Annotated in this window: 15 protein-coding genes; 13 read left to right on the top strand and 2 right to left on the bottom strand. The window is 40.9% G+C overall.

Features of this window, described 5'->3' with window-relative positions; genetic code table 11:
- Positions 1-18: 18 nt before the first annotated feature.
- The gene (locus IGI42_RS19890; RefSeq protein ID WP_438717774.1) at positions 19-1335 is read left to right on the top strand and encodes a chloride channel protein; all 1317 of its coding nucleotides are present in this window, start codon (positions 19-21) and stop codon (positions 1333-1335) included.
- Between the two features lie 70 nt (positions 1336-1405).
- Here IGI42_RS19890 and IGI42_RS19885 read toward each other — a convergent pair whose 3' ends face one another.
- Together IGI42_RS19885 and IGI42_RS19880 are read right to left on the bottom strand one after the other, a co-directional pair.
- Positions 1406-1960 (bottom strand): chromate transporter, encoded by a 555-nt coding sequence (locus IGI42_RS19885; RefSeq protein ID WP_438717773.1) that lies wholly within the window; start codon positions 1958-1960, stop codon positions 1406-1408.
- 2 nt (positions 1961-1962) lie between these two features.
- Entirely contained in the window at positions 1963-2508 is a 546-nt protein-coding gene (locus IGI42_RS19880; protein WP_438717771.1) for a chromate transporter, read from the bottom strand.
- A 100-nt stretch (positions 2509-2608) separates the two neighbouring features.
- Between IGI42_RS19880 and IGI42_RS19875 the strand changes: the two genes are divergently transcribed.
- The 12 genes from IGI42_RS19875 (at position 2609) to prdB (ending at position 15335) form a co-directional block, all read left to right on the top strand.
- Positions 2609-3496: a LysR family transcriptional regulator gene (locus tag IGI42_RS19875; protein WP_438717770.1), complete on the top strand. Its 888-nt coding sequence runs from the start codon at positions 2609-2611 to the stop codon at positions 3494-3496.
- Entirely contained in the window at positions 3489-3887 is a 399-nt protein-coding gene (locus IGI42_RS19870; RefSeq protein WP_438717769.1) for a DUF1622 domain-containing protein, read from the top strand. The genes IGI42_RS19875 and IGI42_RS19870 overlap by 8 nt, the downstream gene beginning before the upstream one ends.
- Positions 3888-3998: 111 nt before the next feature.
- The gene (locus tag IGI42_RS19865) at positions 3999-5069 is read left to right on the top strand and encodes a M24 family metallopeptidase (protein ID WP_438717768.1); all 1071 of its coding nucleotides are present in this window, start codon (positions 3999-4001) and stop codon (positions 5067-5069) included.
- 78 nt (positions 5070-5147) lie between these two features.
- Positions 5148-5909, top strand: a complete 762-nt coding sequence (locus IGI42_RS19860) for a threonine/serine ThrE exporter family protein (protein WP_438717767.1) — start codon at positions 5148-5150, stop codon at positions 5907-5909.
- Positions 5910-5980: 71 nt separating this feature from the next.
- Positions 5981-6442, top strand: a complete 462-nt coding sequence (locus tag IGI42_RS19855; protein ID WP_438717766.1) for a threonine/serine exporter family protein — start codon at positions 5981-5983, stop codon at positions 6440-6442.
- 643 nt (positions 6443-7085) lie between these two features.
- On the top strand, positions 7086-8162 hold the full coding sequence (locus IGI42_RS19850) for a M24 family metallopeptidase (RefSeq protein ID WP_438717765.1): 1077 nt from the start codon (positions 7086-7088) through the stop codon (positions 8160-8162).
- Positions 8163-8233: 71 nt separating this feature from the next.
- Positions 8234-9115, top strand: a complete 882-nt coding sequence (gene pepI / locus IGI42_RS19845; RefSeq protein ID WP_438717764.1) for a proline iminopeptidase — start codon at positions 8234-8236, stop codon at positions 9113-9115.
- A 27-nt stretch (positions 9116-9142) separates the two neighbouring features.
- Positions 9143-10498, top strand: a complete 1356-nt coding sequence (locus IGI42_RS19840) for a peptide MFS transporter (RefSeq protein WP_438717763.1) — start codon at positions 9143-9145, stop codon at positions 10496-10498.
- Between the two features lie 556 nt (positions 10499-11054).
- On the top strand, positions 11055-12344 hold the full coding sequence (gene prdC, locus IGI42_RS19835; RefSeq protein ID WP_438717762.1) for a proline reductase-associated electron transfer protein PrdC: 1290 nt from the start codon (positions 11055-11057) through the stop codon (positions 12342-12344).
- A gap of 24 nt (positions 12345-12368) precedes the next feature.
- Entirely contained in the window at positions 12369-14276 is a 1908-nt protein-coding gene (gene prdA / locus IGI42_RS19830) for a D-proline reductase (dithiol) proprotein PrdA (protein WP_438717761.1), read from the top strand.
- A 21-nt stretch (positions 14277-14297) separates the two neighbouring features.
- Positions 14298-14606, top strand: a complete 309-nt coding sequence (locus IGI42_RS19825) for a CBO2463/CBO2479 domain-containing protein (RefSeq protein WP_438717760.1) — start codon at positions 14298-14300, stop codon at positions 14604-14606.
- A gap of 3 nt (positions 14607-14609) precedes the next feature.
- A complete protein-coding gene (prdB, locus tag IGI42_RS19820; RefSeq protein ID WP_438717759.1) occupies positions 14610-15335 on the top strand; it encodes a D-proline reductase (dithiol) protein PrdB in 726 nt (241 codons plus the stop codon).
- Positions 15336-15339 lie beyond the last annotated feature (4 nt).

The following is a 15339-nucleotide window of genomic DNA, read 5'->3' as shown; positions in this document are numbered from 1 at the left end:
TTCAGAAAGGTTTGAGTTATGAATAAGTTTACCGGAACCTCATTTGCCTACAGCGGTGGTATGGGTCTGATTGCAGGGATAGTAGCTGCCTTATTCATGGGAATAGTAGAGTTGGGGACCCAATTATTGTGGCAAGTTATTCCACATGCTATGGGAGATCCTGTTATCTATCCTTTGATTATTTGTTCACTGGGCGGAATTGCTATTGGCTTTTTCGTTGAACATGTTGGCAAATACCCGCAAATGCTATCGGATACAAGTGGCGCGTTGCGAAAAACCGGACGTATTGAATATAGAAAAGGGCAATTGCTCTTTAACATTCTTGGTGCGATGTTGGTGTTGCTGTTTGGTGCAAGTGTCAGTCCTGAAGCAGCTTTGATTATAATTGTCGGTGGGGTAGTAACCCTGTTTTGCGATCGATTCAAAGTTAGTCTGCCGCAACGAAAAGATTTATTAGAATTTGCCATTGGAACAGTCCTTGGCGTCATCTTTACCGCACCACTATTTGGTGTTGGCAGTGCAATAGAAAAAGATGATTTGAAAACAATCACCGAAAGTAAGCTGAAACGATACGTATTATTTATTTTTGCTACATTTACTGGTTTTATTGGTTATCTAATCACTTACGGGTTATTTCCAAATCGTGAACAAGTTTTTGCTATCCAACGAATGGCTACTGATTTGTCTTGGCAAGGTATCTTGCTTTTAATCCCAACGATTATTCTGGGGGCATTTTTTGGTAAGTTCTTTTTATGGATGCAAGAACAGGCAACTAGAATCAATCAACGAATTAGGCGTCCGTTGCCGTTGACAATTACTGCGGGTGTACTTTTAGGAATTTTAGGGATGCTGTCTCCTTATTTTCTTTTCTCTGGCGAACACAGTTTACTGTCCTTCACACGTCAAGCAGAGACCATGAGCTTGTTGATTATTTTATTGATTGCCTTTGGTAAAGTCGCTATTACAATGGTGTGTCTAGCTTGTAACTGGCGCGGAGGAACGATTTTCCCAATGATTTTCTCTAGTGTAGCGGTAGCAATGGCGTTGATCAAGGTATTTCCATATTCTGCGGGCTTGTTAGTAGCTATTTTTACGGCTAGTGCTTGTGCTGTAATTATGAAACGTCCTTTTGCAACAGCTTGCTTGTTTCTCTTTTTATTTCCAGTTCAATTGTTTTTGTGGATTTGGCTGGCGGGCTTTTTAGCAAATTTGCTAGTTCATAAAGTTACCATTGGTGGGGGAGGACCTACCTTGAAGAAATCAGTTAATCAAAAGATGCAAAAGAAAAATACAACACCGGAAGTTTCACGCTCCCGACGTAGTCGACACAAATAAAAACTACCTCAAAATGCTATTATCAGCACTTTGAGGTAGTTTTTTTGTGAAGTTTCACATGAAACAGGCATCAATATAGGAAAAATCCTAAGACTCCGGCAACTATCAGTAATGAGATAGGACTTATTTTCTTCTTCCGTAATAATAGAAAGAAAACTAGAAATAGTACGACAGCAATAAAGTTTAGATGATCCACCTCAAACCAATTTAACGTTCCACTAAAGGCCAAGGTAATCATGGACAAACTTGCTGCGGCGATCAAACCCACTGTAGCTGACTTTAATCCAGAAAAAACCAGTTGTAGCGTGACATTTTCTTTGTTTTTTGTAAACAATCTTTCTAAGAGTAGTGCGATAACACAGCCGGAAATAACACAGGCCACGGTTGCGATTATCGCACCAACTATTCCTGCCACTCGCAAACCAACGAATGTAGCACTGTTAACTGCCAAAGGTCCTGGAGTCATTTGGGAAATAGTGACAATATCACTAAACTCCTGCAAGGTCAGCCATTGCTGTTGTTGAACGATTTCTGCTTGAATCAATGGTAGCGTTGCATACCCGCCGCCAATACTGAGAATCCCGATCTGGAAAAAGCTGATAAAAATCTCTAAATAGAGGCTCATTATTAGCAGCCCCCTTTAACTTTCGCTTGGATTAAGAGGATTAAAATCGTTCCCAGCAAAATCCACAGCGGGTGTACGTTGAAGAATGCGTTGGCAACAAAGGCCACAAACGGCAAAATCATCAGCAGGACTTTTTTCTCCCGCCGCAAGGCCATATACATATCAATTACTAAGTCCACAATGATGGCTGCCACTGCTGCTTCCATTCCTTGCAGCACTGCACGGATCATGGGATTGTTTTGAAAAGCGGTATAAGCCAATGAAACAAGGGACAAAATAATAAAAGAAGGCATAATGGCAGCTAATCCGCTGACAAAAGCTCCTTTTAGGCCCTTGGCTTTTTTTCCTACCAAAACGGAAAGGTTTACCGCAATCGCTCCCGGGGAAGATTGGGCAATCGTGGCTAAATCCAGCAGCTCATCTTTGGTGATATCGCCATAACTGACAAAATACTTTTCCATCATGGGAATCGTGACATAGCCGCCACCAAAGGTAAAGGCGCTAATAAAAAAATTATAGCCGAAAAGGCGTAAATAAGATGAAGACACAAAAAAACCTCCTTAAAGATAGTATACGAGACAAATGACCATAAGTGAAATACAATGTATTTATCAAACCAATAACTAAATACTTATAAGGAGGAAATCGATGAACATACGACAGCTGGAATTATTTATGACGGTAGCTGAAGTGGAGAACATGACGGAGGCTGCCAACCGCTCCTTTATTTCCCAGCCAGCGGTTAGTCAAACCATCCACGAATTAGAAGAAGAGATCGGCGTGCGCTTATTTGACCGACCCGGACGGGCGATTGAATTAAATCCAGCGGGGAAGGCTTTTTATCAAAGGGTGAAGCATTTTTTGCAGGAATACCAAGAGTTGGAGGATTTTGCTGAATATCTGGAAAAGCAAGCACCGATGAAGCTTGGAGCCAATTTGACGATTGCCAACTTTTGGCTGCCGGAAATTATTCCGTCTTTTTTACAGCAAGGACATCAGGTAGAAATCCAGGTGGATACGGCAGAACGGATTTTGAAGGCTTTGCGCAATCAGGATTTAGACTTAGCTTTGCTGGAAGGAACAGTTGGTGAGAAGGACTTGGTTGTGGAACCTTTTGATCAATATGAATTGATGGTTGTGGCAGCAGTCGATCATCCGTTGGCAACAAAAACAGCAGTCACAGTAGAGGAATTTTTACAATATCCGCTGTTCCTACGAGAAAAGGGCAGTGCTATTCGTGATACATTAGACAGCTGGCTGCAATTGCAGCAAAAGCAGGCTAGTCCAACTATGACCAGCATCAACTCGCCAGCACTGTTGGCCATGACAGCTACTGGTACGGGGATTACGTTTTTGCCTAAACGACTAGTTCAAAAATCAATTTATCAAGAAAAGGTCTGTTGTTTGCCATTTTACCACCAGCGATTGTACAATCAAATACAATTGGTTTACCAACCTAAGCACTTATTCACTGAAACGATGAAGGCGTTTCGTGAAAGAATTAACCTTAATACGAGGGGGGAAAATAATGGATGATCTTACCCATCAATTTTTAGTATTTTTAATGCCAGCGTTCCAAGTGATTGTTTTCTTATTGAACATGGTTTCGATCTTTATCATTTTGTGGGGAGCGGCGACGGCCTGTATTGATTTTTTCAAAAACTTGATTCAAAAAAGAACCGATCAGGTGGAGATTGCGTTAGAGAATAATTTTATCAAAGCCTATTTAGGTAGCTATGTGTTGCTAAGCTTGGAGGTATTAATCATTGCCGATATCATTGAATCGATTATTAATCCTACTTTTCAGGACATCATCAAACTAGCCTTAATCGTGATTATTCGCACCGTCATTTCCTATTTTCTACACCGAGAAATTGACGAAAGCCCGATGCAATCAAAGACCAAAGAACGCATGCAGTCAAAATGAGAATTTCCTTATTTTTGTTGAAAACGCTTTGACCATGGAAAGTTTGACTGCTACTCTAGGGATAGAAACAAGGGATTGTTTCAGCGAATAAAAGAGAAGAAGGTATGCAAAATGATGAATGAAAAGAAGATTCGTGCGTATTTGCAAAAAGAAAATGTAGACGCTTTTTTCATTGCTAAGAGAGTCAATGTTCGTTTTACCAGTGGCTGGACAGGGGATGATTCTTTTATCCTACTGACTAAGGAGGAGCAGTTTTTCTTAACGGATCCACGCTATACCGAACAAGCAGACATCGAAGTGCCTGACTATGAAATTATTAACTGGCGATTGCCAGGCAAGACTGTTGGCGACACCGTGGCGCGCCTAGCTGAAGAGAAAAAAATTAAAACAATTGCCTTTGAAGCCGACTACTTAACCTATGATATGTACACGGATTTTAACGACAAAACCTCAGCTGATTTTATCCAAGCTGGCGGCGTCATCGATAAAATGCGGGCCATCAAATCACCACAGGAAATCCAATACATGCGCAATGCTTGTGAAATTTCTTGTCGTGCATTTAATCGAATTTTAGAAGATATTAAAGTAGGAGTTACGGAAAAAGAACTTGCTGCCAAACTATCCTTATATATGGTTCAAGAAGGAGCGGACACACAACCTTATGGGAATATTCTAATTTCTGGTTCCAATACGTCGCTATTGCACGGGATTCCTGGAAAAAAAGCAGTGGAATATGGTGATTTTGTACTGATGGACTTTGGTTGCCAGTACAATGGGTATATGTCTGATATGACTCGGACTGTGGTAGTTGGGAAAGCTTCGGCTAAACAACGGGAAGTTTATGAATATGAAAAACAAAGTTTGGAAGCCGCTGAAGCTGTGATGAAAAATGGAGCTGCCGTTCGTGACATTTATCAGGCTTCATTGAAACCTTTAGAAGGAACTGAATATCCGCAATACACCTACCGTAATATTGGTCATAGCATTGGTTTGTTCGTGCATGAATTGCCATATATTGATGAACAATATGACGATGTGTTAGAAACAGGTATGGTCATGACCATCGAGCCAGGCATATATATTCCTGACTGGGGCGGCGTGCGAATTGAAGACCAAGTTTTGATTACTGATGATGGTTACGAAAATATGATCAGTATTTCTCATGATTTGATTGAATTGTAAGAGGTAAATAGGCTATACTAGGGCAACGACAGCAGACGCTGTCGTTGTTTTTCTATAACAATTAAGGAGGCATGGCGGATGAATGAGCGTGAACGTTTTGATTTTGTATATGATATTGGTGAAACGTTGCTGAAAAATGGCGCAGAGATTGTTCGAATTGAAAGTACTATTCGCCATGTTGCAGATGCATTGGGCTTAAAAGAGTTCGACAGTTTTGTTCTAATTAATGGTATTTTCATGACTGCCCGTTTAAAGGATCAAACCGTTCAAGCACGAGTGCGAGATATTCCGATTTCACCAATAAACCTTGGACGGATTGAGGAAATTAATACGTTGTCGCGAAGAATTGCCGAACAAAAATATACACCGGAAGAAGCAAAAGCACGCTTAGATATCATTAAGCAAGAGCATTTTGCCTCGGTTGGATTGAAATTTTTTGCTTATGCTTTTGGTAGCGCCAGTTTTTGTTATATATTCGGCGGAACATTTTGGGATGCTACTGGAGCTTTTATATTAGGATTTCTATTAGCATTTTATAGTTTTTTTATTGCACCAAAATTTAATATGTCACAAATCATTTGGAATATTACTTGTAGCATATGGGTTAGTACGTTAGCTTGTATCTTTGTACATTTTTTTCCAGTCTTGCAGCTGACCAGTTTAGTTACTGGCGGAATTATTTCATTACTACCGGGAGTTGCCATTGTAAATGGTATCCGCTACTTGTTCAATGAAGATTATAGCTCAGGCTGGGGACAAATGATTTACGCCTTAATAACCGCATTGTGTGTGTCAGTAGGGGTTGGTTTAGTCTTAACAGCTTTTAATTGGTTAACGTAAAATGGTAAATGCGGAGGGGAACTCATTTTTCTCGAGAAAATAGAACACTTTATTAATGAGGAGATAAGAAGATGACAAATATGATATTTCAAGTAGTAGCGGGATTTTTAGGTACAATATCCTTCGCAATTTTATTTGAAGCACCGAAAAAATATTATTTGCTTTGTGGCATTATTGGCGCACTGGGTTGGTTTATTTATCTGCTGATTATGCAGTTTTGGACTGCCCCAATTACCGCAACCTTTATTGCTTCCTTAGTATTGATTGTTTTATCCAGAGAAGCCTCCTTTGCTTTACGAGCGCCAGTGACCATTTTTTTGATCTGTGGTATTTTCTGTCTAGTACCTGGGATGGGTGTATATAATTTTACCTACAACTTCTTTATTGGTGATTCGATTGAAGCAGCACAAATCGGTGTGCAGGTGCTAAAAATTGCAATTGCTATCTCAATCGGCATCACAGTAGGCTACGAATTATCTCCGAAGTGTTTTTTTTCCTATCGAAGGAGACAAAAGGCTTTGAATAAAATATGATCGGTCGATTTATAATTATTTTAATTTGAGATAGAGACTAGAGTGCTCTATCTTTTTTTTTGAGCAAAAAAGGTCTAGCGAGTAAAGGTGTAAAGACATTTGTATCTTTTCTTGCTAGACATAGACAACTACTCATAGTTTCTAAAAGTTTTAAAAAAATACGGGATCAAGTTAAGCAAATCACAAAATAAGATTGCGATTAGAATATATGTGTTATAAAAAGAGTTTTTTAATCAAGTTATAATATAATGTTTTTGATGATTTCCTTAGCTAATAAGAGATTCATGAGGAAAAAAAATATAGCGTTTATTTGGAAAGTTTTTGACAAAGCTAAAAAAAGTACGGAATTTTGGAGGAAATTTAAAAGAATTGTTTAAATTGACAAAAAATTGTAGTAAACTTATGTAAGCGGAAGCAAATAGAAAAAAACATCTTTTTATGTAAAAAAGCTTGAAATTGTTCATTTTATATGGTTATTTTAAACCTGTGTTAGGTGAATGGTTGAGCAAGCATTTTTTTGGTTTTACTAAGGGTGTCTTTTTTTGACAGGTTTTTATTCGCGTTCAAATTCAGATTTTAAACAGTAGTTTTGCTGTTTTTAATAGCCGCAAAGGCAAACAATCTATCGAGGGAGTGAACTATTTTGAAGGAACGTCGCGTGGAAAGAGTAATTGAAAAAATGAAGGAACAAGGGTACGGGCAATTGCTAGTTTCTGATCCTGCAACCATTTTTTATCTAACCGGTCGTTGGATTCATCCAGGTGAAAGATTGTTAGTATTAGTCATTACTCCAGAAGGTAAAAATACACTGATCATTAACAAATTATTCCCAATCGAAGAAGATCTGGGTGTGGAAAAAGTATTTATCGATGATACCGATGATGCAGTGAAAAAAGTTCTGGAATATGTTAATACTGACGAAAAAATTGGTGTCGACAAAAATTGGCCGGCACAATTCTTGTTACGCTTACTAGAGCTTGTACCAAATGCTAAATTAGGCAACGGCTCACAAGTAACCGACGCAGTTCGAGCGATCAAAGACGAAGAAGAAAAGCAATTAATGCGAGATGCTCAAGCGGACAATGAAATCGCAGTAGATCGTCTAAAAAAACTATTACCTGAAGAATTAACTGAAGCTGAAATGGCGGAAAAATTAGCTGGGATTTATAAAGAGTTGGGTAACAGCGGTTTCTCTTTTGATCCAATCGTAGGTTATGGTGCCAATGCGGCAGATCCTCACCACGAAACCGATGACTCTAAAGTAAAACCAGGAGACAGTGTGATTCTGGATATCGGTGGAGTTAAAAACTCTTATGCTTCTGACTTAACTCGGACCTTCTTCTATAAAGAAGTATCTGATAAAGGTCGTGAAGTGTATGAAATCGTCAAAGAAGCCAACCAACGTGCCATCGACTTAGTTAAACCAGGAGTGAAATTCTCAGATATCGATGCAGCTGCTCGTGACTACATCACGGAAAAAGGCTACGGCGAGTATTTCACTCACCGCTTAGGGCACTTTATCGGAATCGAATGCCATGAAACGGGTGATGTTTCTGGTTCTAACGACAACGTAGCTGAAGTCGGCAACGTCTTTTCGATTGAACCAGGCATCTACATTCCAGGTGAAGTCGGCGTGCGTATTGAAGACTTAGTCATTGTTACTGAAGATGGCTGTGAAAACTTGAACCACTATCCAAAAGATCTAGAAATCGTCGGCTAAACGATTTTTCTCTTCTATCCGCAAGTAATTGCGGATAGAAGCTTTTCTAGAAACTGTCAGGAGGATGAAGTATGAAATTAGAAGAAGGCTACATGCCTTATTTAGGACATCAAACGTATTACCGTGTGGTAGGCGAACGCAGCGGCAATAAAAAACCGCTGATTTTACTCCACGGCGGCCCCGGCTCCACCCATAACTATTTCGAAGTGCTAGACGATATGGCTGTCGATGGTCGGCAATTGATTATGTACGATCAGCTAGGCTGCGGCAAATCAGCGGTACCATCCGATCCATCTCTATGGACGAAAGAAACTTGGGTCAACGAACTCGCGGCACTGCGGGAGCATCTTGGCTTGGATGAAGTTCATCTATTGGGCCAATCCTGGGGCGGCATGCTGGAAATTATTTATGCCTGCGATTATGCACCAAAAGGCATTAAAAGTATGATCCTGTCCAGCACCTTGTCCTCGGCTTCACTTTGGGCGCAAGAGCAGCACCGTATGATTAAATTCATGTCTGACGAAGACCAAGCAGCCATTGCCAAAGCGGAAGAAACTGGTGTGTACGACGATCCGGCTTACTTAGCAGCCAACGATCGCTTCATGGTTCGCCACGCAGCAGCCGTGCCAACCGAAGACTCACCAGAACCATTGCGGCGAGAAAAAGTTCCCGGCACCGAAAGCTATATCACCGCTTGGGGTCCAAATGAATATTCTCCAACCGGCACTTTGCAGCCTTATGAATATACTGATAAGCTGCCGACCCTTGACATGCCAATATTGATCACTAGCGGCACCAACGATCTTTCCACACCACTTGTGGCCAAGACCATGTATGATGCGATTCCTAATGCCAAATGGGAATTGTTTGCCTACAGTCGTCACATGCCGTTTGTGGAAGAACGTGAGAAGTATGTCAACATCCTGGAAGCCTGGCTTGCAGAAAACGACTAAAAATTATTTAGGGAAAGAGGAATGATAATGGATACAACTCCAGTGAAAAAGAAGAAACCATTTGGCTTTTATGTCTGTGCGCTCGGATTTACCTTTGAACGATGTGCCTTTTATACAGCCAAATACATGCTGGCAATTTGGATTGCAACAAATGCTGCATCAGGCGGGTTAGGGATGACAAGTGCTCAAGGCGTGCAAATTTCAGCTTGGTTTGTTGCTGCAACATATATTACTCCTACATTTGGCGGCTTACTAGCCGATTATTGGTTGAGCCCACGACTTTGTGTAGCTGCAGGGATGTTGATGATGGGTGCCGGTTATATGTTGACTTGGGTGGCAAGCTCCATGGCTATGGTTTGGGCAATGATCATTTTAGTTGCTGTTGGTACAGGTTTATTTAAGGGAAATCTGTCAGGTGTGAATGGTCTTTTATTCAGTGATGAAAAAGAACTGAACGAAGCTTTCTCTATCCAATATTCTTTCGTAAATATTGGATCATTTATAGGTACAACATTTTTAGTATTATTGATTGAACCGTTTGGATTTAATTTCGTCTTTATGATTTGCGGAGTGTTACTGTTTGTTGATGCACTATGGTTCATACTAAACGGTCGTTCATTAGGAGAAGCTGGCAAGAAACCATTTAAAATTGATCAACGCCAATTTGAGTCTGCCGGTAAAAAGGCAGAAGGAGAAAACACTAAATTGACGTCTGGCGACTGGAAACGTATTTTTGCTATTATCTTAGTTACTTTGTTCTCAGTTGTTTTCTGGACTGTTTGGTATATGGCATATATGCCTGCTTACTTCTATTTTGGACATGGAGATGGAGCTGGGTTCCTTGAACGTGCCAATTGGTTAGTCGGCAATTTCAAAGTGCCAACTTCTTACTTTGATTCAATGAATGCTTTAACCTGTATTGTCTTGGGACCGGTCTTAGGTCGTTTATGGACAAAACTAGCTAAACGTCCGCAAGGTGATATGAGTATGTTCAAAAAAACAGCATTAGGTATGATTTTAGTGGGCATTTCATATGTTGTTATGGTAGTTGCTGATATGATTGGTAACGGAGCCACATCCATTATTTGGCTAATCATGGTAAGCTTACTAATGTCATTAGGAGAAATGATCTTCTCCCCTCTGGGAAATTCCTTTATCTCTAAACTTGCTCCAGCAAAATTGATGGGCTTGCTACTAGGTGTGTGGACGATCGCCGTATTCTTCTCACAAATGATTTATCCAGTGATATACGCTTTCTTGGAAACAGACGTACCTGGAGATTTCCAAAGAGGTTATGGTATCTTAGCTGTAATCGTTATTGTGTTAGGCTTAATTTTATGGTTTGGCAGCAAGAGCTTGGATAAATTGGAAACAGCAGAATAACTGACAAAATAGATCTCTTCGGAGGTCTATTTTTTTGTCGGGAACTATGAAAACTGCTAAACGATTAAAGGAATAAACTAAGCCAATATAATTTGTATTAATCTAGTGGTAAACGGTTTTATGTGAATTGTTCTACATATTCATTTTCATAACGGATTTAAGGATAAATAATAAACAATATTTACAAAATATAAGAAGAATCGCTGACTAAAGTGGAGACTTAAATAACGAATTCCCTATATAGATATAGATTATAAATAACTGTATTAAAATACAGAAAGAAATAGATTAGAAAATACTTTTTTAGACAAAAAAGCTCATTTATACGAAAAAATAGCGTTTTCTTGATGTTAAGCACCTTTTAGATCGTTCTATAGTAAACCTTAAAAATAATTAGCCAAAAGACTAGTTTCAGGGATAAAATTATCAAGAAAAAAAGATAAAAGCTTGGAAATCACCTTTATTAAAATTGTTGGTTGTGATATGCTTTATTTGAACTAAGGGCGGCTGATTTGCTCAAGTTCGAACAAGATAAAAGCGGGGGAGGTGAAATAATTTGACACAGATTCTTATACCATTAAAACAACACGTAGGTGCTCCTTGCCGAGGGATTGTCAAAGCAGGAGAAATGGTCAAACGAGGTCAGCTGGTTGCGGAGCCAAATGGTCTTGGAGCCAACATTCACAGCAGTTTTTCTGGGAAAGTCGTAGATGTCAGCGAGGAAAATGTGGTTCTCATGATTGATGAGGAGCAGGATTTTTCCAGCTATGTTCCGATTCCTGACACCGACACCATGATTAAAGCGGTGGAGGAAGCAGGCGTTGTCGGGGCTGGCGGAGCTGGTTTTCCGACTTACTTGAAGCTTAACTGTGAGATTCCCGAAGGATTGTTCATTGCTAACGGCGCAGAATGTGAAGCGCTGCTTGCTCATAATGTGAAACAAATGGGTGAACACATTGATCAGTTAATTCGCGGAATGAAGTATTGTATGGAAATGACGCAAGCGCCAAAAGGTGTGATTGCCGTCAAAGCTAAGCATCGTCAATTGGTGATGCGGATGATTAAAGCTGTTGAGTCAGAAGCGAATATCGAAGTCTATCAATTGCCGGATATTTATCCAGCTGGGGATGAACGGATGATTGTTCGTGAAGTGATGGATGTCATTTTGGAACCAGGCCAGATTCCTATCGCAGTAGGAGCGGTCGTTGATAATGTGGAAACAATTAAACGAATTGCAGAAGCGATTGAAGATCGTAAGCCGTTTATTGACAAGGATGTGACGGTTTCCGGTCGAGTGAAGCAAAAGGAAACAGTATTTGTGGATGTACCAATCGGAACACCGGTGAAGACCTTGATTAATAATGTTGGCGGTTACGTCGAGCCTCATGGCGAAATTGTAATCGGCGGACCAATGACCGGTCGCAGCGGTGAGGAAACCACACCAATTACCAAAACTAGCGGCGGTGTCTTAGTTGCTATGCCATTTCCACAAGAACATCGTAAAGTCGGTTTATTGATATGTGAGTGCGGCGGTTCAGCCGAACGCATGACCGAAATTGTCAATAACATGGGTGCCGAAGTTGTTGCTGCAGAACGTTGCAAGCGAATGGTAGAAGTAAATGGAAGATATAGGTGTGCCTTACCAGGTATTTGTCCGGGTCAAGCTCAAACGGTATTAGCCTTGAAGAAACAAGGAGCCGAGGTAGTAATGACCGGGTCCTGTTCTGATTGAACAAACACCGTCATGGGTGTAGCTCCTAGGTTAGGAGTTCCGGTTTATCATCACACTGATCACGTACTGCGGGCAGACGGGCACAGACTATATCGTAAATTACCGACGAAATAGAAAAATTTTAGGGGGAATTAACGAATGTCTATTACAGCAGAAACTGCTAAAGAACATGCAAAAGATCCTGCAGTATTATGTTGCCGTGCAGAAGCAGGGAAAGTGATCGCGCCTGATGATTTAGAAGATCCAGCGATCTTTGAAGATTTGGAAGATTCAGGATTACTAGAGATTCCTGAAAACGTGTTAACAATCGAACAAGTACTTGGCACGACTCTAAAGGAAACAACTGATGCTTTGATTCCTTTAACGAGAGAAGTTCTTGATGGGGTAAAAGAGGTTGCAGAGGAAGCTCCGGCAGCACCAGCTGAACCAGAGCCTACAGTAGAAGCAGCTCCTGAACCTGTTGCACCTGTTCATCCAGTGCCTCCAGTACCTGCTTATGGAGGACAAACCATCAAAATTCACATTGCGGAAGGAAGAGGCATTGACTTAGAGGTTCCTATGTCAGTAGTCGGTTCAATGGGCGTAATGCCTTCAGTACCTGCTACTCCTGCAGAACAACAAGCAGCCGCACCTGCACCGCAAGCACCGATTGCGGGGGCAGAAGAAAAAGTCGAAGAACAAGTGGTTCGTTCCGTACGTCGGGATCATCTAAAAATTGACAAAGTTGAATTTGGCGATGAAACCAAAATCGAAGGAACAACCTTAACATTACGTAAAATGGAAGATATGTGTGCCGAAGCCGTTGAATTAGAAGAATTGGTAGAAGGCATGACATTTGAAATTATTACACCAGATCGTTATGAAGAATATAGTGAAACCATCATGGACGTACAGCCAATTGCTGCTAAAGCAGAAGGTGAAATCGGCCATGGGGTTACCCGCGTCTTGGATGGCGTCGTATTAGTCGTGACTGGTACCGATGCTAATGGGGTACAAATCGGGGAATTTGGTTCATCGGAAGGTGAATTAGACCGCAATATCATGTGGGGTCGTCCTGGTGCACCAGAAAAAGGCGAAATCTTCATTAAAACGCAAGTAACCATCAAAGCACATGCCAACATGGAACGTCCAGGACCATTGGCTGCTCATAAAGTGTCTGATTACATTGCCCAAGAAATTCGCGTAGCCATTAAAGAAGCGGACGAATCCTTGGTAGCAAGCTCAGAAGAAATTGTTCAAACACGTCGTCGTGGCAACAAACGGGTCTTGATCGTAAAAGAAATCATGGGTCAAGGAGCAATGCACGACAACTTGATTATGCCGGTTGAACCAGTGGGAACGTTAGGTGCGAAACCAAACGTTGACCTTGGGAACTTGCCAATTATGTTAGCTCCAACTGAAGTTTTAGATGGCGGTATCCATGCCTTAACATGTATTGGGCCTGCATCGAAGGAAACTTCTCGTCATTACTGGAGAGAACCATTGGTGATTGAAGCCATGAATGATGAAGAAATTGATTTAGTCGGTATTATGTTTGTTGGTTCACCACAAGCAAATACGGAAAAATATTATGTGTCAAAACGTCTAGGTATGACTGTTGAAGCGATGGATATTGACGGAGCTATTGTAACGACTGAAGGATTTGGGAACAACCACATTGACTTTGCTTCACATATTGAAGAAATTGGAAAACGTGGTGTGAAAGTTGTCGGCGATTCTTACTCAGCGATGCAGGGTGCCCTAGTAGTAGGGAATACTGAAATGGGTGCGATGGTGGACAACAACAAATCAAAACAAGGGATCGAAAACGAAATCTTGTCGAACAATACGTTGTGTAAAGAAGATGCAATTCGCGACTTGGCAATGTTGAAAACATTGATGGGCGGCGGCGAAATTAAAAAGGCTGAACGCAAATGGAACCCAAACGTGAAATTGAACAACATCGAAATCATTGAAAAAACAACGGGCAAGAAGATTGACCTTGTCGACAATGAGCAAATTTTACCTAAGAGCAAAAAACGTCAAGAAATTTACGAAAAAGACTAGAAATTTAGGTGACGAAAAACTATGGATAGAATGGATTTACTCAAATATACGTCAACCGAGCAAATGTTTGAGGGAATCATTGTCGAACTTCATGACGCAAGTGTAACCATCGACATTAAAGGACGTTTAGGGCAATTAAAAATCCCTCGTCGGATGCTGATTTCCCAATACGATTTAGCGATTGGACAAGAAGTGGGATTTTTAATGACTTATCCCGAAGTTTTGGAAGAAGAACCTAATGACCACTATGTACATGCCATTAAAGAGCATGAGCGTCGTCGTTTGGAAGCTCTGAAAAAACAAGAACAGACACAAGGAGAGGAGAATTAACACATGGGCTTAACAGTCTTTGAAGGGCTGCAGTCAGAAATTTTCGTGCCGATTACGCCGAAATCTGTCTTCACACCCGTCACAAAAGAGCTTAAGGAAATGCGCGTTGCTTTAGCTACAGCAGCGGGTGTTCATTTAAAAAGTGATAAACGATTCAATTTAGCAGGAGATACTACGTACCGCGAGGTTCCAGATGGTACACCAAGCGATGAATTAATGGTATCTCATGGTGGATACGATAATGGAGACGTAAACCGTGACGTGAACGCAATGTTCCCGATCGATCGTCTGCATGAACTAGCAAAAGCTGGATTTATTAAAGAAGCAGCACCAGTACATTACGCATTTATGGGCGGCGGGGGAGACCAAGAAGCATTTCACGATGTAACTGGTCCAGAGATCGCTCAAAAATTAGTTGACGAAGAAGTCGACGCTGTCGTAATGACCGCTGGCTGAGGAACCTGTCATAGAACTGCCGTGATCGTGCAGAGAGCTATTGAGGAAGCGGGAATTCCTACTATTTTAATTGCAGCATTACCACCAGTTGTTCGTCAAAATGGATCACCACGTGCGGTTGCACCGATGGTTCCAATGGGCGCAAATGCTGGAGAACCACACAACATTGAAATGCAAACAGGTATCTTGAAGGATACCTTAACCAACTTAGTTACCATTGAAACACCAGGAAAGATTGTTCCATTACCATACGAGTATATTGCACACGTATAGAGTG

Origin of the sequence: Enterococcus sp. AZ109 (assembly GCF_051714625.1) — a bacterium.
Taxonomy (GTDB): Bacteria; Bacillota; Bacilli; order Lactobacillales; family Enterococcaceae; genus Enterococcus_A.
The sequence above is the reverse complement of the archived record's forward strand: the minus strand, read 5'-3'. Positions and strand labels throughout refer to the sequence as shown.